General features: G+C 64.7%; 7 protein-coding genes, 1 tRNA gene and 3 rRNA genes. 2 read left to right on the top strand and 9 right to left on the bottom strand.

What is annotated here, in order from left to right; translation table 11 throughout:
• Positions 1-215: 215 nt before the first annotated feature.
• The gene (locus OG241_RS40665) at positions 216-5687 is read right to left on the bottom strand and encodes a HAMP domain-containing protein (RefSeq protein WP_405822815.1); all 5472 of its coding nucleotides are present in this window, start codon (positions 5685-5687) and stop codon (positions 216-218) included.
• Positions 5688-6004: 317 nt separating this feature from the next.
• Here OG241_RS40665 and OG241_RS40660 point away from each other — a divergent pair, with 317 nt between their 5' ends.
• The gene (locus tag OG241_RS40660; RefSeq protein WP_405822813.1) at positions 6005-8749 is read left to right on the top strand and encodes a SpoIIE family protein phosphatase; all 2745 of its coding nucleotides are present in this window, start codon (positions 6005-6007) and stop codon (positions 8747-8749) included.
• 55 nt (positions 8750-8804) lie between these two features.
• On the opposite strand, the gene OG241_RS40655 is transcribed toward OG241_RS40660, so the two are convergent.
• The 8 genes from OG241_RS40655 to thyX all read right to left on the bottom strand — a co-directional run bounded on the left by OG241_RS40655 (position 8805) and on the right by thyX (position 19150).
• A tRNA-Thr gene (locus OG241_RS40655) sits at positions 8805-8880 on the bottom strand.
• A gap of 83 nt (positions 8881-8963) precedes the next feature.
• Positions 8964-9626 carry a DegT/DnrJ/EryC1/StrS family aminotransferase gene (locus OG241_RS40650; protein ID WP_405826708.1) on the bottom strand — a complete coding sequence of 221 codons (663 nt, stop codon included), beginning with the start codon at positions 9624-9626 and terminating at the stop codon, positions 8964-8966.
• 114 nt (positions 9627-9740) lie between these two features.
• A 5S ribosomal RNA gene (rrf, locus tag OG241_RS40645) occupies positions 9741-9857 on the bottom strand.
• 96 nt (positions 9858-9953) lie between these two features.
• Positions 9954-13077 (bottom strand): 23S ribosomal RNA (locus OG241_RS40640).
• Between the two features lie 313 nt (positions 13078-13390).
• Positions 13391-14917, bottom strand: a 16S ribosomal RNA gene (locus OG241_RS40635).
• The 16S, 23S and 5S rRNA genes sit together here, the layout of an rRNA operon.
• Positions 14918-15477: 560 nt before the next feature.
• Positions 15478-17163, bottom strand: a complete 1686-nt coding sequence (locus tag OG241_RS40630; protein ID WP_405822811.1) for a ribonuclease J — start codon at positions 17161-17163, stop codon at positions 15478-15480.
• A 129-nt stretch (positions 17164-17292) separates the two neighbouring features.
• Positions 17293-18192, bottom strand: coding sequence for a 4-hydroxy-tetrahydrodipicolinate synthase (gene dapA, locus OG241_RS40625; protein ID WP_405822809.1), 900 nt, complete (start codon positions 18190-18192; stop codon positions 17293-17295).
• A gap of 217 nt (positions 18193-18409) precedes the next feature.
• Positions 18410-19150 carry an FAD-dependent thymidylate synthase gene (thyX, locus tag OG241_RS40620; RefSeq protein WP_405822807.1) on the bottom strand — a complete coding sequence of 247 codons (741 nt, stop codon included), beginning with the start codon at positions 19148-19150 and terminating at the stop codon, positions 18410-18412.
• Between the two features lie 176 nt (positions 19151-19326).
• Here thyX and OG241_RS40615 point away from each other — a divergent pair, with 176 nt between their 5' ends.
• Positions 19327-19566, top strand: coding sequence for a hypothetical protein (locus OG241_RS40615; protein ID WP_405822806.1), 240 nt, complete (start codon positions 19327-19329; stop codon positions 19564-19566).
• The last annotated feature ends 88 nt before the right edge of the window (positions 19567-19654 follow it).

Here is a 19654-nt window from a genome sequence, read left to right as displayed (position 1 = left end):
CGCCGCCCGTCCTCGTGCCGGTCATGGTAGCCGCACCCCGCCCGTCGCCACACCCTGTCACCGCGATGTCACTGTGCACGTAGCAGAAACGTAGCGGGAGACCAGAAGGTTCCCCGAATCCCGTACTTCTACACGGCTTCGGCCACACTGAGTCAGCAACTCCGCGTGAACACCCGAGGTTCCCGTTCCGGCGACGGAAACACCCAGCTCAGCCGTCACTCCCCTCGCATCCACTGCTCCATCACCGACAGCAGGTGATCAGGATCGACGGGCTTGGTCACATAGTCGGAGGCCCCCGACTCGATCGCCTTCTCCCGGTCGCCCTTCATCGCCTTGGCGGTCAGCGCGATGATCGGGAGTCCGGCGAACTGCGGCATCCTGCGGATCGCCGTGGTCGTCGCATAGCCGTCCATCTCGGGCATCATGATGTCCATCAGTACGACGGTCACATCGTCGTGCTGTTCCAGGACTTCGATACCCTCCCGGCCGTTCTCCGCGTACAGCACCGACAGCCCGTGCTGCTCCAGGACGCTCGTCAGCGCGAAAACGTTACGGATGTCGTCGTCGACGATCAGCACCTTCTCGCCGTCGAACCGGATGCCCCGGCGCGGCTGCTGCGCCGCCTCCTGCTCCCCGGCCACCCAATGGCCGTTGGCCCTGGAGGAAGCGTTCAGTTCGGTCACCGACACGGCCCTGCGGCGCCGCCTGAAGAGCGCGGCGGGCCCGTTCTGCGCCTCGTGGTACGACCTCACCTCGGCCGGCGTCTCGATGTCCGCCCCGGCCACCTCCGCCTCGGAGGCCAGCAACTCGCCGACCTCCAGGGAGGGCGCCAGCTGCGCGTAGCCCTGCGGGGGCAGTTCACTCGGGTGCAGCGGCAAATACAGCGTGAACGTCGAGCCACGGCTCGGCTCGCTCTGCGCGTGGATCTCACCGCCGAGCAGCCGCGCGATCTCCCGGGAGATGGACAGCCCCAGACCCGTACCGCCGTACTTGCGGCTGGTCGTGCCGTCCGCCTGCTTGAACGCCTCGAAGATCACCCGCATCTTGCTCGCCGCGATACCGATACCGGTGTCGGTCACCGAGAACGCGATCATGTCGGCGTCCGCGTCCCGCAGCGACCCCGCCTCCAGCAACTGCTCCCGGATGGCCACCGGGACCTCCGCGCCGGCCGGCCTGATGACCAGCTCGACGGCTCCCGAGTCGGTGAACTTCACCGCGTTGGACAGCAGGTTGCGCAGCACCTGGAGCAGCCGCTGCTCGTCGGTGTGCAGCGTGGCGGGCAGATCCGGCGAGACCCGTACGGAGAAGTCGAGGCGCTTCTCCGCGGTCAGCGGACGGAAGGTGGCCTCCACGTAGTCGACGAGCTGCACGAGCGCGATGCGCGTCGGGGAGACGTCCATCTTGCCCGCCTCGACCTTCGACAGGTCGAGGATGTCGTTGATCAGCTGGAGCAGGTCCGAGCCCGCCCCGTGGATCGTCTCGGCGAACTCGACCTGCTTGGGGGTGAGGTTGGTGTCCGCGTTGTCGGCGAGCAGCTTGGCGAGGATCAGCAGCGAGTTGAGCGGCGTACGCAGCTCGTGCGACATGTTGGCGAGGAACTCGCTCTTGTAGCGCATCGACACGGCGAGTTGCTCGGCGCGCTCCTCCAGGACCTGCCGCGCCTCCTCGATCTCCGTGTTCTTGACCTCGATGTCACGGTTCTGCTGAGCCAGCAGCTCGGCCTTCTCCTCCAGCTCCGCGTTGGACGACTGAAGCGCCTTCTGCCGGTTCTCCAGCTCGGCCGAGCGCTCCCTCAACTGCTCGGTCAGCTCCTGCGAGTTCTTCAGCAGCACCTCCGTCTTGGTGTTGACGGAGATGGTGTTGACGCTGGTCGCGATCATCTCGGCGATCTGGTTGAGGAAGTCCTTCTGGATCTGCGTGAACGGCGTGAACGACGCCAGTTCGATGACCCCGAGCACCTTGCCCTCGAACAGGAGCGGCAGCACGATCACCTGTGCGGGCGGCGCCTCGCCGAGCCCGGAGGAGATCTTCAGGTAGCCGCTCGGCGCGTTCTCCACCAGGATCGTGCGCTTCTCCTCGGCGGCGGTCCCGACCAGCGCCTCACCGGGCCGGAACGAGGTCGGCATGGAGCCCATGGAGTAGCCGTACGAGCCGAGCATGCGCAGTTCGTACGCGTTCTCCGGGGCGCTTCCCTGGTCCTTGCCGTCGACCGTCTGCATCGCCAGGAAGAAGGCGCCGTGCTGGGCGGTGACGACAGGCGTCAGCTCGCTCATGATCAGCGAGGCCACGTCGTCGAGGTCCCGGCGGCCCTGCATCAGGGCGGAGATCCGGGCGAGGTTGCCCTTGAGCCAGTCCTGTTCCTTGTTGGCGATCGTGGTGTCGCGCAGGTTGGCGATCATCTTGTTGATGTAGTCCTGAAGTTCCTGGATCTCGCCGGAGGCGTCCACGTCGATCTTCAGGTTGAGGTCACCGCGGGTCACCGCGGTCGCCACGCGCGCGATGGCACGCACCTGCCGGGTCAGGTTCCCGGCCATCTCGTTCACCGACTCGGTGAGGTCGCGCCAGGTGCCGTCGACGTCCCGCACCCGCGCCTGGCCACCCAGCTGGCCTTCCGTACCCACCTCTCGGGCGACTCGGGTGACCTCCTCGGCGAAGGACGACAGCTGGTCGACCATGGTGTTGATCGTCGTCTTGAGCTCAAGGATCTCGCCGCGGGCGTCAATGTCGATCTTCTTGGTCAAGTCGCCCTTGGCGATGGCCGTCGTCACCATCGCGATGTTGCGCACCTGACCGGTCAGGTTGGACGCCATCCCGTTCACCGACTCGGTGAGGTCCTTCCACGTACCGGCCACACCCGGCACCCGCGCCTGTCCGCCCAGGATGCCGTCCGTACCCACCTCACGGGCCACCTTGGTGACCTGGTCGGCGAACGAACTCAGCGTCTTCACCATGGTGTTGAAGGTGTCGGCGAGCTGCGCGACCTCGCCGCGCGCCTCGATCGTCACCGTCCGCGTCAGGTCACCGTTGGCGACGGCCGCCGCGACCTGGGAGATGTTCCGCACCTGCACGGTCAGGTTGTTGGCCATCAGGTTGACGTTGTCGGTGAGGTCCTTCCAGATGCCCGTGACGCCCGACGCGTGAGCCTGGCCACCGAGGATGCCCTCCGTGCCCACCTCACGGGCGACCCGGGTCACCTGCTCGGCGAACGACGACAGCTGGTCGACCATCGTGTTGACCGTCGTGACGAGTTCAAGGATCTCGCCCTTGGCGTCAACAGTGATCTTCTTCGACAGGTCGCCCTTGGCGACGGCGGTCGTGACCTCGGCGATGTTGCGCACCTGGATGGTCAGGTTGTTCGCCATGAAGTTCACGGACTGCGTGAGGTCCTTCCAGGTGCCGGAGACACCCTGCACCTCGGCCTGACCGCCGAGCATGCCCTCCGTACCCACCTCACGGGCCACTCGCGTGACCTCCTGGGCGAACGACGACAGCTGGTCGACCATCGTGTTCAGGGTGTTCTTGAGCTCCAGGATCTCGCCGCGCGCATCCACGGTGATCTTCTGGGACAGGTCACCGCGGGCCACCGCGGTCGCCACCTGGGCGATGTTGCGCACCTGGGCGGTGAGGTTGCCGGCCATGCCGTTCACCGAGTCGGTGAGGTCGCGCCACACCCCGGCGACCCCGGGCACCTGCGCCTGCCCGCCGAGGCGGCCCTCCGTACCCACGTCACGGGCGACCCGGGTCACCTGGTCGGCGAAGGCCGAGAGTTGATCGACCATGGTGTTGATCGTGTTCTTCAGCTCAAGGATCTCTCCGCGAGCGTCGACATCGATCTTCTGGGACAGGTCGCCATTGGCCACCGCCGTCGTCACCTGGGCGATGTTCCTCACCTGGGAGGTCAGGTTGCCGGCCATGAAGTTGACGGAGTCGGTGAGTTCCTTCCAGGTACCGGACACCCCGTCCACCCGCGCCTGCCCGCCGAGACGGCCCTCCGTACCCACGTCACGGGCCATCCGCGTCACCTGGTCGGCGAAGCTCGACAGCTGGTCCACCATCGTGTTCACGGTGTTCTTCAGCTGGAGCATCTCGCCGGAGACATCGACAGTGACCTTCTGCGACAGGTCGCCATTGGCCACCGCCGTCGTCACCTGGGCGATGTTCCTCACCTGTCCGGTGAGATTCCGGAACGCCGTGTTGACGGAGTCCGTCAGGTCCTTCCACGTACCCGCCGCGCCCGGCACCTGCGCCTGGCCGCCCAGCTCACCCTCGACACCGACCTCCCGCGCGACCCGGGTGACCTCGGCACCGAACGCGGACAGCTGGTCGACCATCCCGTTGACGGTGTTCTTCAGCTCCAGCATCTCGCCGGCGACCTCGACGCTGACCTTCTGCGACAGATCACCGCTGGCCACAGCGGTCGTCACGGCGGCGATGTCCCGCACCTGGGTGGTCAGGTTCCGGAAGACCGTGTTGACGGAGTCCGTCAGGTCCTTCCACGTACCCGCCGCACCCGGCACGTTCGCCTGACCGCCGAGCCGCCCCTCGCCACCGACCTCGTTGGCGACGCGGGTGACCTCGTCCGCGAACGTCCGCAGCGTCTCGGTCATCTGGTTGATCGTCTCGGCGAGCTGGGCGACCTCGCCGCGCGCCGACACCGTCACCTTCTGCGACAGATCGCCATTGGCGACCGCGGTCGTCACCTGCGCGATCCCGCGCACCTGGGCCGTCAGGTTGCCGGCCATAAGATTCACCGAATCGGTGAGGTCTTTCCACACACCCGCCACACCCGGCACCTGCGCCTGGCCACCGAGCTCGCCCTCCGTACCCACCTCGCGCGCGACTCGCGTCACCTCGGAGGAGAAGGACGACAGTTGGTCGACCATCGTGTTGACGGTGTTCTTCAGCTCCAGCATCTCGCCGGCCACGTGAACCGTGACCTTCCGGGACAGATCACCCTTCGCGACCGCCGTCGTCACCAGCGCGATGTCCCGGACCTGCGCCGTCAGCCGGTACGCCATGGTGTTGACCGAGTCCGTGAGATCCCGCCACGAACCGGACATCCCGCGCACCTGGGCCTGACCGCCCAGCTTGCCCTCCGTACCGACCTCGCTGGCCACCCGCGTGACCTCGTCGGTGAAGGTCGACAACTGGTCGACAAGGTTGTTGACCGTGCGCCCGACCTTGAGGAACTCCCCGCGCAGCGGATGCCCATTGCCGTCCGCGGCCTGCGCCCGCAGCTCCATCCGGGGCGACAGATCACCCTCCGCGACCGCGCTCAGCACCCGGCCGACCTCGGCCACCGGACGTACGAGATCGTCGACGAGCGCGTTCGAGGCATCGATCGCCACGGCCCACGAGCCCTCGCTGACGCCCGCTTCCAGCCGCTCGGTCAACTTCCCCTCGCGCCCCACCATGCGCCGTACGCGCGACAATTCACCCGTCAAGTGGAGATTACGGTCAGCCACCTCGTTGAAGACCGCCGCGATCTGCGACATGACACCGTCGCCGGACACGGTGAGCCGCTTCCGGAAGTTGCCGTCACGCATCGACTCCAGCGCCGACAGCAACCTGTCCAGGGACGCCGTGTCCACCTCGGTCGTCCCGTTGCGCGGTTTACGGCGGTTACTCAGGGCCTGTCCGCCTTTCGCGCGCGTCTTAGTGCCCCGCGTCGCTGCGCCAGACTCCACTGTGTCCCTCCCGAAGGGGTCGACCGTTTCTGCTCTGTGTGCTCTGCCATCACTCGCGCGTACCAGGACACTGCCAGCGCCCGTTTAGACCTTCTCCTGGAGCTTGCCCAGTGTTTCACCCCGTCCGAACCCGGCCATAACAGTTCGGCAGCTTTGCACACCGTCCGCACACTCTGGGGACGTAAACACTGCAGACCTGCATCCGTATGGACCGCGAAGGTAAGTAACCTTGCATACGGCTGTCCAGCCACACCGGTCCGTCCGGTCTGGGCGGTGGCACGACCACGAGCGGGCAGGCATCGGAGGGGCACCGCACCATGACCACCGGACTGCATCCAGGGGGACCACCCCAGGATCCCCGGCCGACGGGGAACCAGGCCCTGCCCCGGCAGGAACGGGTCGGCCCCGGCACGCATGCCGACAATCGGACGAGGAGTTCTGTGATCACCGCGCGCGCGTCCGCCACCTTCGACCCCGTCGGGCGATCGGTGGCGACCGCCCGTTCCTTCGTCCGCGACACCCTGCAGGGCTGGGGCTTCGCGGACATCGTCGACGACGCCGTGGTCCTCACGAGCGAACTGGTCACCAACGCCGTGATCCACGCGGGCACCTCCGCGGACGTCCTGTGTCTACGCAGTGACGACGGCGTACGCGTCGAGGTGGCCGACCGCTACCCGGAGCGGGAGATCCCTCTGCAGGGTTCGCCCGTCAACATGGGCAGCCCCGACCGGGAGGGAGGCCGCGGCCTCCAGCTGTGCGCGGCGCTGGCCGGGCGCTGGGGCGTCGAGTACACGCCCACACAGAAACAGGTGTGGTTCCAGATCGACCTCCCCGCGCGCGCGGTGGGCACCCGCTCCGCGGGTCCGTCCCTCCCCGCCGCCCTGCTCCCACTGGCCGACGGCCGGGTCCGGGTCGCGGTCATCCAGATCGACCGCACCGGGTCCATCGCGGCATGGAACGAGGACGCCGACGAACTCTTCGGCTACGCACCGGAGTCGGTCATCGGCAAGCCCCTCACCGACCTCGCCGCCTGGCCGCACACCCCCGGCACCAGTACCGGCATCGCCGAGGCCCTCCAACTCTCCCGTTGGGAGGGCAGTTACGGCATAAGGGGCGCCAGCGGCCGCGTCATCCCGGTGTACGCCTCCCACCTTCGCGTCCGCGACACGGAGGGCGAGCCCTCGACGGTCTGCCTCCTCGTACGCGACCACGAACGGGCGGTCCTGCAGACCCCGTTGCGCGGCAGCTCGTCCGACACGATGTCGAGCTCCGAGGGCCAGAACACCGACCCCTTCGAGGTGTTCATCGGCTCCCCCGCCCCGGACGACCTCGACGGTCTGCTCCAGCGCACGGTGGAGCGCGCCCGCGACATGCTCGACGCGGACTCCGCCTTCCTGCTCCTGGCCACGGACGACGAGACGGAGTTGGAGGTGCGGGCCTCGACGGGTCTCCCCTCCGCCCGCCAGCGCTTCGCCCGCGTCCCGGTCGAGGCGGGCCCCGGCCGTTACGGATCGGCCCGGATGCCGGCCGTCCACGACGACCTCTCGGCCGTCCCCGGCGCGGTCCCCCTTCTGAGCGGCACAGGCATGCGCTCGGTCGTCACCGTCCCCCTCAAGGTGGAGGGACGGCTCACCGGCTCCCTGGGTGTCGCCGCCGAGTCCCCCGGCCGCTACTCGAACGAAGAGGCCCTGCGTCTCCAGTTCGCCGCCGATCGCATCGCGTTGGCCGTGGAATCGGCCCGCCTGGGCGAACTGGAACGCCTGCGCAGAGGTTCGCTCAGCTTCCTGGTCGAGGCCTCCGACCTCCTCGCGGGAACACTCGACCGCGACCAGACCCTCGCCCTCATGGCCCAGATGACCGTCCCGACCCTGGCGACCTGGTGCGCGGTCTACACGATCGCCGACCAGGCCTCGGACCCGTATCTCTCGTACGTCCTGCACGAGGACGAGGACCGCATCGACGGCCTCAAGGCCCTCCTGTCGAAGATCGCCCCGCCGGACCCGGTCCCCACCCCCGGCGCCCGCGTCTGGTCGGCCCCGGCGGCCGCGGCCCATCAGGCGGCCCTGCGTACGTCCATGCGGAGCCTGGGGCTCAACTCGCCCACCTCGGTCAGTTCCGGCATCGGCACAACTCTCGCCACGGCGGCGGCGGTCGGCGGCGAGACAGTGGTCCTGCCCCTGGTCGCCCGCAACCGCGTGATCGGCATGCTCACCCTCGGCAAGCCGACGGACGAACACTTCCGCCAGGAAATCCTGGAACTGGCCGAGGACCTGAGCCGCCGGGCCGCCCTGGCCCTGGACAACGCCCGCCTCTACTCGGAACGCACCGCCATCAGCCAGTCCCTCCAACGCAGCCTCCTCCCACCGGAGTTGCCGGAGATCGACGGCGTGGAGGTGGAGGTCATCTACCGCGCGGCCGGCGAGGGCAACGAGGTCGGCGGCGACTTCTACGACCTCTTCCCCATCCGCGACGGCGCCTACGGCTTCGCCATCGGCGATGTCTGCGGTACGGGCCCGGAGGCCGCGGCGGTGACGGGCCTGGCCCGCCACGCACTCCGCCTGCTGGCGAGGGAGGGCTTCGGCGGCCCGGCGGTCCTGGAGCGCCTCAACTCGGCGATCCTCGACGAGGGGGCCCGCAGCCGCTTCCTGACCCTCCTGTACGGCGAGTTGTGGCCACAGGAGGACGGCAGCGCCGTACTGAAGGTGGTCTGCGCCGGCCACCCGCTCCCGCTCCGCCTGCGCCAGGACGGCACGGTGGAACCGGCAGCGGAGCCCCAGCCCCTCCTGGGCGTCCTGGAGGACCTGGAGCTGTACGAGCAGACGATCACCCTCGACCCCGGCGACGTCCTGCTCTGTGTCACGGACGGGGTCACGGAACGCCGCGAGGGCACCCGCATGCTGGGCGACGACGGCCTGACAGACGTCCTGACGACCTGTACGGGCCTGACGGCCGGCGCGGTCGCGGCCCGCATCATGCGCGCCGTCGAACGCTTCGCCTCCGACGCCCCCTCCGACGACATGGCGATCCTCGCGATGCGCGTACCGGGCCTGCAGAAGGACTGACGGAGCGACGACGGGCATGAGAAAGGCCCCGCCCAATTGGGCGGGGCCTTCTGTGTGGAGCCCCCCAACGGAATCGAACCGTTGACCTTCTCCTTACCATGGAGACGCTCTGCCGACTGAGCTAGGGGGGCCAGTTACTTTTCGAGGTTTCCCTCGCGGCAACAAAAGAGATCATACCCCGAACAGACCCGTGCTCCCAACTACGCCCGTACGATCAGAACGCGGGCTGCAGCAGTCCCCCGAGCGAGTTGCACGCGGAGACGATCCGCTGCATGTCCCGCTTGGTCAACGAGGCGTCGACCGGCAGCGCCAGGGTCTCGTCGACAGCCAACTCGGTCTCGGGCAGCGAGACACAGCACCGGAACGCGGGCATGCGATGCACCGGTGCCTTCACGGGCACTCGGCAGTCGACTCCTCTGGCCCGCAGGGCCCGAGCGAAGGCATCCCGATCGGGCCGCCCGTTGCCGGGCACTCGCACGACGTACTGCTGGTAGGTGTGTCCGTCCCCGTCGTCGGGCGTGCGCACACCCCTCAGCTTCAGATCGAGGAACGCCGCGCGTTGCCGCCGTTGAGCGATCTCGTCGTACGGCGCCTCGGACTCCCCGTGCTGCAACACGAGAAGCCCGCGCCGCTGCCCGAGATCGAGGAAACGCCCCATGTCGGCCGGCCGTCCGAAGCGGTGTACGACAACGACAGCCGCCGTCCGCGGAGTTGTCGCCGCCTCGACGCCTGACGCGTCAAGGCAGTAGGTCACCGGGTCTATGTCGGCGAACACCGGCAGCCCCCCGGCCTGGATCACCGCCTCGGCGACTTCCACGTTCCCGTAGGCCGGCACGACGACCTCGTCGCCGACTCCGACGCCGGCGGCCCTGAGCATTGCAGCAGTACTCATGCCATGGATGTTTGCCGCGAGACGTGAACGTCAAGTGACGCACAACAAAAAAGGGTTGGACCCCGAACCGAAGTTCAGGATCCAACCCTTTCAATATTTGTTCGGCGGTGTCCTACTCTCCCACAGGGTCCCCCCTGCAGTACCATCGGCGCTGTGAGGCTTAGCTTCCGGGTTCGGAATGTAACCGGGCGTTTCCCTCACGCTATGACCACCGAAACACGGTGAAACATATATCAACCGCACCACCCCCCATAACCAACGGGGGTGGGGTTGTTCGTGGTTTCAGAACCAACACAGTGGACGCGAGCAACTGAGGACAAGCCCTCGGCCTATTAGTACCAGTCACCTCCACCCGTTACCGGGCTTCCAGATCTGGCCTATCAACCCAGTCGTCTACTGGGAGCCTTAACCCCTCAAAGGGGGTGGGAACACTCATCTCGAAGCAGGCTTCCCGCTTAGATGCTTTCAGCGGTTATCCCTCCCGAACGTAGCCAACCAGCCATGCCCTTGGCAGGACAACTGGCACACCAGAGGTTCGTCCGTCCCGGTCCTCTCGTACTAGGGACAGCCCTTCTCAATGTTCCTGCGCGCGCAGCGGATAGGGACCGAACTGTCTCACGACGTTCTAAACCCAGCTCGCGTACCGCTTTAATGGGCGAACAGCCCAACCCTTGGGACCGACTCCAGCCCCAGGATGCGACGAGCCGACATCGAGGTGCCAAACCATCCCGTCGATATGGACTCTTGGGGAAGATCAGCCTGTTATCCCCGGGGTACCTTTTATCCGTTGAGCGACGGCGCTTCCACAAGCCACCGCCGGATCACTAGTCCCGACTTTCGTCCCTGCTCGACCCGTCGGTCTCACAGTCAAGCTCCCTTGTGCACTTACACTCAACACCTGATTGCCAACCAGGCTGAGGGAACCTTTGGGCGCCTCCGTTACTCTTTAGGAGGCAACCGCCCCAGTTAAACTACCCATCAGACACTGTCCCTGATCCGGATCACGGACCCAGGTTAGACATCCAGCACGACCAGACTGGTATTTCAACGACGACTCCACAGACACTGGCGTGCCCACTTCACAGTCTCCCAGCTATCCTACACAAGCCGAACCGAACACCAATATCAAACTATAGTAAAGGTCCCGGGGTCTTTCCGTCCTGCTGCGCGAAACGAGCATCTTTACTCGTAGTGCAATTTCACCGGGCCTATGGTTGAGACAGTCGAGAAGTCGTTACGCCATTCGTGCAGGTCGGAACTTACCCGACAAGGAATTTCGCTACCTTAGGATGGTTATAGTTACCACCGCCGTTTACTGGCGCTTAAGTTCTCAGCTTCGCCACACCGAAATGTGACTAACCGGTCCCCTTAACGTTCCAGCACCGGGCAGGCGTCAGTCCGTATACATCGCCTTACGGCTTCGCACGGACCTGTGTTTTTAGTAAACAGTCGCTTCTCGCTGGTCTCTGCGGCCACCCCCAGCTCGGAAAGCAAGTTTCCTCACCGGTGATGGCCCCCCTTCTCCCGAAGTTACGGGGGCATTTTGCCGAGTTCCTTAACCATAGTTCACCCGAACGCCTCGGTATTCTCTACCTGACCACCTGAGTCGGTTTAGGGTACGGGCCGCCATGAAACTCGCTAGAGGCTTTTCTCGACAGCATAGGATCATCCACTTCACCACAATCGGCTCGGCATCAGGTCTCAGCCTTAATGTGCGACGGATTTGCCTATCGCACGGCCTACACCCTTACCCCGGGACAACCACCGCCCGGGATGGACTACCTTCCTGCGTCACCCCATCACTCACCTACTGCAGGTCTGGTCCGTCGGCTCCACCACTCCCCCTTGCCCGAAGGCTCCGGGGCGGCTTCACGGACTTAGCATCGCCTGGTTCAATGTTTGACGCTTCACAGCGGGTACCGGAATATCAACCGGTTATCCATCGACTACGCCTGTCGGCCTCGCCTTAGGTCCCGACTTACCCTGGGCAGATCAGCTTGACCCAGGAACCCTTAGTCAATCGGCGCACACGTTTCCCACGTGTGTATCGCTACTCATGCCTGCATTCTCACTCGTGAACCGTCCACCACTAGCTTCCGCTGCAGCTTCACCCGGCACACGACGCTCCCCTACCCATCCCAGCAGGCGTTGGCCCTATTGCTGGAATGACACGACTTCGGCGGTACGCTTGAGCCCCGCTACATTGTCGGCGCGGAATCACTAGACCAGTGAGCTATTACGCACTCTTTCAAGGGTGGCTGCTTCTAAGCCAACCTCCTGGTTGTCTGTGCGACTCCACATCCTTTCCCACTTAGCGTACGCTTAGGGGCCTTAGTCGATGCTCTGGGCTGTTTCCCTCTCGACCATGGAGCTTATCCCCCACAGTCTCACTGCCGTGCTCTCACTTACCGGCATTCGGAGTTTGGCTAAGGTCAGTAACCCGGTAGGGCCCATCGCCTATCCAGTGCTCTACCTCCGGCAAGAAACACACGACGCTGCACCTAAATGCATTTCGGGGAGAACCAGCTATCACGGAGTTTGATTGGCCTTTCACCCCTAACCACAGGTCATCCCCCAGGTTTTCAACCCTGGTGGGTTCGGTCCTCCACGAAGTCTTACCTCCGCTTCAACCTGCCCATGGCTAGATCACTCCGCTTCGGGTCTTGAGCGCGCTACTGAATCGCCCTATTCGGACTCGCTTTCGCTACGGCTTCCCCACACGGGTTAACCTCGCAACACACCGCAAACTCGCAGGCTCATTCTTCAAAAGGCACGCAGTCACGACGTTGAGTACAAGTACTCAACGCGACGCTCCCACGGCTTGTAGGCACACGGTTTCAGGTACTATTTCACTCCGCTCCCGCGGTACTTTTCACCATTCCCTCACGGTACTATCCGCTATCGGTCACCAGGGAATATTTAGGCTTAACGGGTGGTCCCGCCAGATTCACACGGGATTTCTCGGGCCCCGTGCTACTTGGGTGTCTCTCAAACGAGCCGTTGATGTTTCGACTACGGGGGTCTTACCCTCTACGCCGGACCTTTCGCATGTCCTTCGCCTACACCAACGGTTTCTGACTCGCCTCACAGCCGGCAGACTGTGAAAGAGAGATCCCACAACCCCGCACACGCAACCCCTGCCGGGTCTCACACGTATACGGTTTGGCCTCATCCGGTTTCGCTCGCCACTACTCCCGGAATCACGGTTGTTTTCTCTTCCTGCGGGTACTGAGATGTTTCACTTCCCCGCGTTCCCTCCACACACCCTATGTGTTCAGATGTGGGTGACAGCCCATGACGACTGCCGGGTTTCCCCATTCGGAAACCCCCGGATCAAAGCCTGGTTGACGACTCCCCGGGGACTATCGTGGCCTCCCACGTCCTTCATCGGTTCCTGGTGCCAAGGCATCCACCGTGCGCCCTTAAAAACTTGGCCACAGATGCTCGCGTCCACTGTGCAGTTCTCAAACAACGACCAACCACCCACCACCCCACCCACACGGGCGAGTTCACTGGGGCCGGCACTGAAGGCGACCGTTTCCGGCCGTACCCTCAGACACCCAACAGCGTGCCCGGCCCTCTCACCGCTTCCCTCAACGTTCCACGCCCCGAAGGACAGTACTGGAAGGAGAAGACAGTCAAGAGTGCCGAATAATCAACGTTCCACCCATGAGCAACCAGCATCGGACATGCGCCGATGTACTGGCCCTGGACCACCAAGCAAGCTTGGCGGCCTAGATGCTCCTTAGAAAGGAGGTGATCCAGCCGCACCTTCCGGTACGGCTACCTTGTTACGACTTCGTCCCAATCGCCAGTCCCACCTTCGACAGCTCCCTCCCCGTAAGGGGTTGGGCCACCGGCTTCGGGTGTTACCGACTTTCGTGACGTGACGGGCGGTGTGTACAAGGCCCGGGAACGTATTCACCGCAGCAATGCTGATCTGCGATTACTAGCAACTCCGACTTCATGGGGTCGAGTTGCAGACCCCAATCCGAACTGAGACCGGCTTTTTGAGATTCGCTCCGCCTCACGGCATCGCAGCTCATTGTACCGGCCATTGTAGCACGTGTGCAGCCCAAGACATAAGGGGCATGATGACTTGACGTCGTCCCCACCTTCCTCCGAGTTGACCCCGGCAGTCTCCTGTGAGTCCCCATCACCCCGAAGGGCATGCTGGCAACACAGAACAAGGGTTGCGCTCGTTGCGGGACTTAACCCAACATCTCACGACACGAGCTGACGACAGCCATGCACCACCTGTACACCGACCACAAGGGGGCACCCATCTCTGGATGTTTCCGGTGTATGTCAAGCCTTGGTAAGGTTCTTCGCGTTGCGTCGAATTAAGCCACATGCTCCGCTGCTTGTGCGGGCCCCCGTCAATTCCTTTGAGTTTTAGCCTTGCGGCCGTACTCCCCAGGCGGGGAACTTAATGCGTTAGCTGCGGCACCGACGACGTGGAATGTCGCCAACACCTAGTTCCCACCGTTTACGGCGTGGACTACCAGGGTATCTAATCCTGTTCGCTCCCCACGCTTTCGCTCCTCAGCGTCAGTAATGGCCCAGAGATCCGCCTTCGCCACCGGTGTTCCTCCTGATATCTGCGCATTTCACCGCTACACCAGGAATTCCGATCTCCCCTACCACACTCTAGTCTGCCCGTATCGAATGCAGACCCGGGGTTAAGCCCCGGGCTTTCACATCCGACGCGACAGACCGCCTACGAGCTCTTTACGCCCAATAATTCCGGACAACGCTTGCGCCCTACGTATTACCGCGGCTGCTGGCACGTAGTTAGCCGGCGCTTCTTCTGCAGGTACCGTCACTTTCGCTTCTTCCCTGCTGAAAGAGGTTTACAACCCGAAGGCCGTCATCCCTCACGCGGCGTCGCTGCATCAGGCTTTCGCCCATTGTGCAATATTCCCCACTGCTGCCTCCCGTAGGAGTCTGGGCCGTGTCTCAGTCCCAGTGTGGCCGGTCGCCCTCTCAGGCCGGCTACCCGTCGTCGCCTTGGTGAGCCACTACCTCACCAACAAGCTGATAGGCCGCGGGCTCATCCTGCACCGCCGGAGCTTTGAACCCACCCCCATGCGAGGGAAGGTATTATCCGGTATTAGACCCCGTTTCCAGGGCTTGTCCCAGAGTGCAGGGCAGATTGCCCACGTGTTACTCACCCGTTCGCCACTAATCCACCCCGAAAGGCTTCATCGTTCGACTTGCATGTGTTAAGCACGCCGCCAGCGTTCGTCCTGAGCCAGGATCAAACTCTCCGTGAATGTTTACCGGATATCCGGTGCACACACACGAGAGCGGAACAGTCAAGCGGAATAAGCCCGACCGTTCACAGCGTCCTCGCTGTGTTTGTGTTACTTCAAAGGAACCTCGAACTCACAGAACATTCCGTGAGCCGGGGTATCAACAAATCTGGCGTTGATTTTTGGCACGCTGTTGAGTTCTCAAGGAACGGACGCTTCCTTCATACTCACCCAAGAGACTCTCTCAGGCTTTCCTCCGGGCAGTTTCCCTTCGGTCCTACTGTTTAACTTTGTCTCGCTGTCCTGCGTTTCCGACTCTATCAGACCGTTTCCGTATCCGATTTCCTCGGCGCTTTCCAGGTTTTCGCTTTCGCGTTTCCCTTTCCGGCGACTCCGACTTTATCAGAAGTTCTGAGTCGGAATTTCCGTCCCGCTCGGGTTGGTCCCTGGCTCGCAGTTGAGCCGGGTTCCCTCGCTGGCGGAGCCGTAAACGTACTGGAGCGGGGCTCCTCGATGCAAATCGAGGAGCCCCGCTCCGGGTTCACGCGTACGAGGGGCAGCTCAGGCGCCCTCCGTGGCCGTCAGACCTCCACGACGACCGGGAGGATCATCGGGCGCCGACGGTAGGTGTCCGACACCCATTTGCCCAGTGTGCGGCGGATGAGTTGCTGCATCTGGTGGGGCTCCACCACCCCGTCCTGCGCCGACCTCTGGAGGACCTCGGCGATCCTCGGAACGACGTCGGTGAAGGCGGAGTCCTCGATGCCCGACCCGCGGGCCTGGATGTGCGGGCCCCCCGTGATCTTGCCCGTCGACGAGTCCATCACCACGAAGACCGAGATGATGCCCTCGTCGCCGAGGATCCTGCGGTCCTTCAGGGTGGGTTCGCCGACATCCCCGACCGAGAGTCCGTCGACGTACACATAGCCGGCCTGGACCTTGCCCGAGATCTTCGCCTTGCCCTCGATCAGGTCGACGACCACGCCGTCCTCGGCGATGACGATCCGGTCGTGCGGGACGCCCGTCATGGCGCCCAGTTCGGCGTTGGCCCGCAGATGGCGCCATTCACCGTGGACCGGCATCAGGTTGCGCGGCTTGCAGATGTTGTAGAAGTACAGGAGCTCGCCGGCCGAGGCGTGGCCGGAGACGTGCACCTTGGCATTGCCCTTGTGGACGACCTTCGCACCCCAGCGGGTCAGGCCGTTGATCACTCGGTACACCGAGTTCTCGTTGCCGGGGATCAGGGACGAGGCCAGGATCACCGTGTCGCCTTGGACGATACGGATCTGGTGGTCCCTGTTGGCCATGCGGGACAGCGCGGCCATCGGTTCGCCCTGGGAACCCGTGCAGACCAGCACGACCTGGTGGTCCGGGAGGTCGTCCAGGGTCTTGACGTCCACGACGAGACCCGGCGGGACCTTCAGATAGCCCAGGTCCCGGGCGATGCCCATGTTGCGGACCATCGATCGCCCGACAAAAGCGACCCTGCGACCGTATTCGTGGGCGGCGTCCAGGATCTGCTGGATGCGGTGGATATGGCTGGCGAAGCTCGCCACGATGACTCGCTTGCCGGCGCCGGCGAAGACCTGACGCAGCACGTTCGAGATGTCCCGCTCGGGCGGAACGAAACCCGGAACCTCGGCGTTCGTCGAGTCGGAGAGAAGAAGGTCGATGCCCTCTTCGCTCAGTCGCGCGAAGGCGTGCAGGTCGGTGAGGCGGCCGTCCAGCGGGAGCTGGTCCATCTTGAAGTCGCCGGTGTGGACCACCATGCCCGCAGGGGTGCGGATGGCGACCGCGAGGGCGTCCGGAATGGAGTGGTTGACCGCGATGAACTCGCACTCGAAGGGGCCGATGCGCTCACGGTTCCCCTCCGTCACCTCAAGGGTGTACGGGCGGATGCGGTGCTCCTGGAGCTTCGCCTCGATGAACGCGAGGGTCAGCTTCGAGCCGATCAGCGGGATGTCCGACTTCTCCCGCAGGAGGTAGGGGACGGCACCGATGTGGTCCTCGTGGCCGTGCGTGAGGACGATGCCCTCGATGTCGTCGAGACGATCTCTGATGGACGTGAAGTCCGGCAGGATCAGGTCGATTCCGGGCTGCTCCTCCTCGGGGAAGAGCACGCCACAGTCGACGATCAGCAGGCGACCGCCGTACTCGAAGACGGTCATGTTGCGGCCGATCTCACCGAGGCCGCCCAGCGGGGTGACCCGCAGGCCGCCCTCCGGGAGCTTCGGCGGGGCGCCGAGTTCAGGATGCGGATGACTCAAAAGACTCTCCTCACCACGCACGCCACGTACCGGCAAGGCACGTGGCGCGCATGACGTTCGTGCAAAAGCAGTTGTTGGATGTGGACTGCGGACACGGTTGTCCCGCGTATTCAGTTGTGAAGTCTGGTGTCAGAGCTGTACCCCGCCTGCGGCAAGATCGATCTTGAGCTGGGTGATCTCGTCGGCCGACAGCTCGACCATCGGTGCGCGCAGCGGTCCGGCGGGCAGTCCCTGGAGGGCGAGCGCCGCCTTGGTGGTCATGACGCCCTGGGTACGGAACATGCCCGTGAAGACCGGGAGCAGCTTCTGGTGGATCTCGGTGGCCTTCTGGACCTCTCCGGCGATGTACGCCTCCACGAGGGTGCGCAGCTCCGGTGTGACTACGTGGCCGACGACCGACACGAAGCCGACCGCGCCCACGGACAGGAGCGGCAGGTTCAGCATGTCGTCGCCCGAGTACCAGGCGAGGCCCGAGCGGGCGATGGCCCAGCTCGCTCGGCCGAGGTCGCCCTTGGCGTCCTTGTTGGCGACGATCCGGGGGTGCTCGGCGAGTCGGACGATCGTCTCGGTGCTGATCGGGACCCCGCTGCGGCCGGGGATGTCGTACAGCATGACCGGGAGTTCGGTGGCGTCGGCGATGGCCTTGAAGTGCCGGTACAGGCCCTCCTGCGGGGGCTTGTTGTAGTACGGCGTCACCGTCAGAAGGCCGTGCGCGCCGGTGCTTTCCGCAGCGCGGGCCAGTTCGATGCTGTGGTGGGTGTCGTTCGTGCCGACGCCCGCGATGACGTGCGCCCGCTCGCCGACGGCCTCCAGTACGGCTCGTACGAGGTCCGATTTCTCCGCGTCGCTGGTGGTCGGGGACTCGCCGGTGGTGCCGTTGATGACCAGGCCGTCATTGCCTGCGTCCACCAGGTGGGTGGCGAGCCGCTGTGCGCCGTCGAGGTCGAGCGCGCCGTCCGCCGTGAACGGCGTGACCATGGCGGTGAGGACCCTCCCGAAGGGGGTCTGCGGAGTGGAGGTCGGAGCCATGGGTACCACGCTACTCGGTGCGCAGGGCGCGGTCTGCCCTAGGGGTGCGGGAAAAGTCATGACAAAGAAGGAGCCCGGCACTGCCTGCTCGGGGGTTCAAGCAGTGCCGGGTCCGTTTGATCAGGCTAGATGAACCTCTCGAAATACCGCAATACGGACACTTCGCGAGGCTGATCCGCACATCTGTGCCTGGTAGTGCAACGTGCGTGCGTCTGCCTTAGGGTGCGACCCTGCCGTTCGCGTTGAAGGCCGCGTGGGTCAGCGGCATGAGCTTCGACCACTCCGCCTCCATCTTCTCGCCGACCATCTCGATCTCCCGCTGCGGGAACGACGGCACCTTCGCCAGCTCGTGCTGGGTGCGCAGGCCGAGGAAGTGCATCAGTGAGCGCGCGTTGCAGGTGGCGTACATGGACGAGTACAGGCCGACCGGGAGCACCGCGCGGGCGACCTCGCGGGCGACGCCCTCGGCCAGCAGCTTCTGATAGCTCAGGTACGCCTGGCGGTACGAGTCCTCCATGGCGTGGCCCACGAGTTCGTGCTGCTCAGGGGTGCCCTCGACGAAGACGTACTTGCCCGGTCGTCCCTTCTGGACGAGCTTGCGCGACGTGTCCGGTACGTAGAACACGGGCTGCAGCTCCCTGTACCGGCCGGATTCCTCGTTGTACGACCACCCCACGCGGTGCCGCATGAACTCGCGGAAGACGAAGATCGGGGCGCTGATGAAGAACGTCATGGAGTTGTGCTCGAACGGGCTGCCGTGCCGGTCGCGCATGAGGTAGTTGATCAACCCCGTCGAGCGCTCCGGGTCCTTGCCCAACTCGTCCAGGGACTGCTCCCCGACGGTCGACACACGGGCCGCGAACAGTACGTCGGAGTCGGCCGCGCTGTGTTTGACCAGCTCGACGGCCACCTCGCTGCGCAGGTCGATCTTGAACTCGTCGTCGGGGGTGGGGCTCACGTTCTGGAGGGTCCTTCCCATCTCGTCTCGTCACTGGCGACGCCACTCTACGACCCGCCAAACGGGACGTTCACCATCGTCACAGAGTTAAATCGGTGAAACCGGGCACCATTTGGGGCACTCGCTCGTCTGTACAAGCAGCAGCGATTCGTTCGATCCCCAAGGAGAAGCACCCCATGTTCCGCCGGCGCGAGCCCGTCCCGTTCGCCTTCATCGCCGAAGCCGACAAGTTCCGCAGCAATGTCGCTCCCCCGCCCCGTGAGCGCGCGTCCGCCGGTGACATAGCCGGGCGTTGGCTCCTGGGACTCACCATCGTCGCCGGGCTCGTGGGCTCGCTGGTCCTCGGGATGCCGGCCCTGTCGGTCGACCGGTCCGCCGGGCACACCTCGCAGTCCGAGGCAGCCGACAGCCGTTGAGGGCGCCCGGCTGCGGCCGAATGGCGTGGTCCCGCCCTCCTCGGGCCCCCAAGGCTGGTGACTGGGCAGCCGGCTGTATAACCTCACC

Source organism: Streptomyces sp. NBC_01390, assembly GCF_045040105.1.
Classification (GTDB): domain Bacteria; phylum Actinomycetota; class Actinomycetes; order Streptomycetales; family Streptomycetaceae; genus Streptomyces.
This window is presented reverse-complemented; position numbering and strand designations above follow the sequence as displayed.

Bases quoted from the DNA above. Each gene is read 5' to 3' on its own strand.
- OG241_RS40650 (WP_405826708.1), bottom strand. From the start codon at position 9,626: ATGCTCAGGGCCGCCGGCGTCGGAGTCGGCGACGAGGTCGTCGTGCCG.
- OG241_RS40660 (WP_405822813.1), top strand. From the start codon at position 6,005: ATGACCACCGGACTGCATCCAGGGGGACCACCCCAGGATCCCCGGCCG.
- dapA (WP_405822809.1), bottom strand. From the start codon at position 18,192: ATGGCTCCGACCTCCACTCCGCAGACCCCCTTCGGGAGGGTCCTCACC.
- OG241_RS40615 (WP_405822806.1), top strand. From the start codon at position 19,327: ATGTTCCGCCGGCGCGAGCCCGTCCCGTTCGCCTTCATCGCCGAAGCC.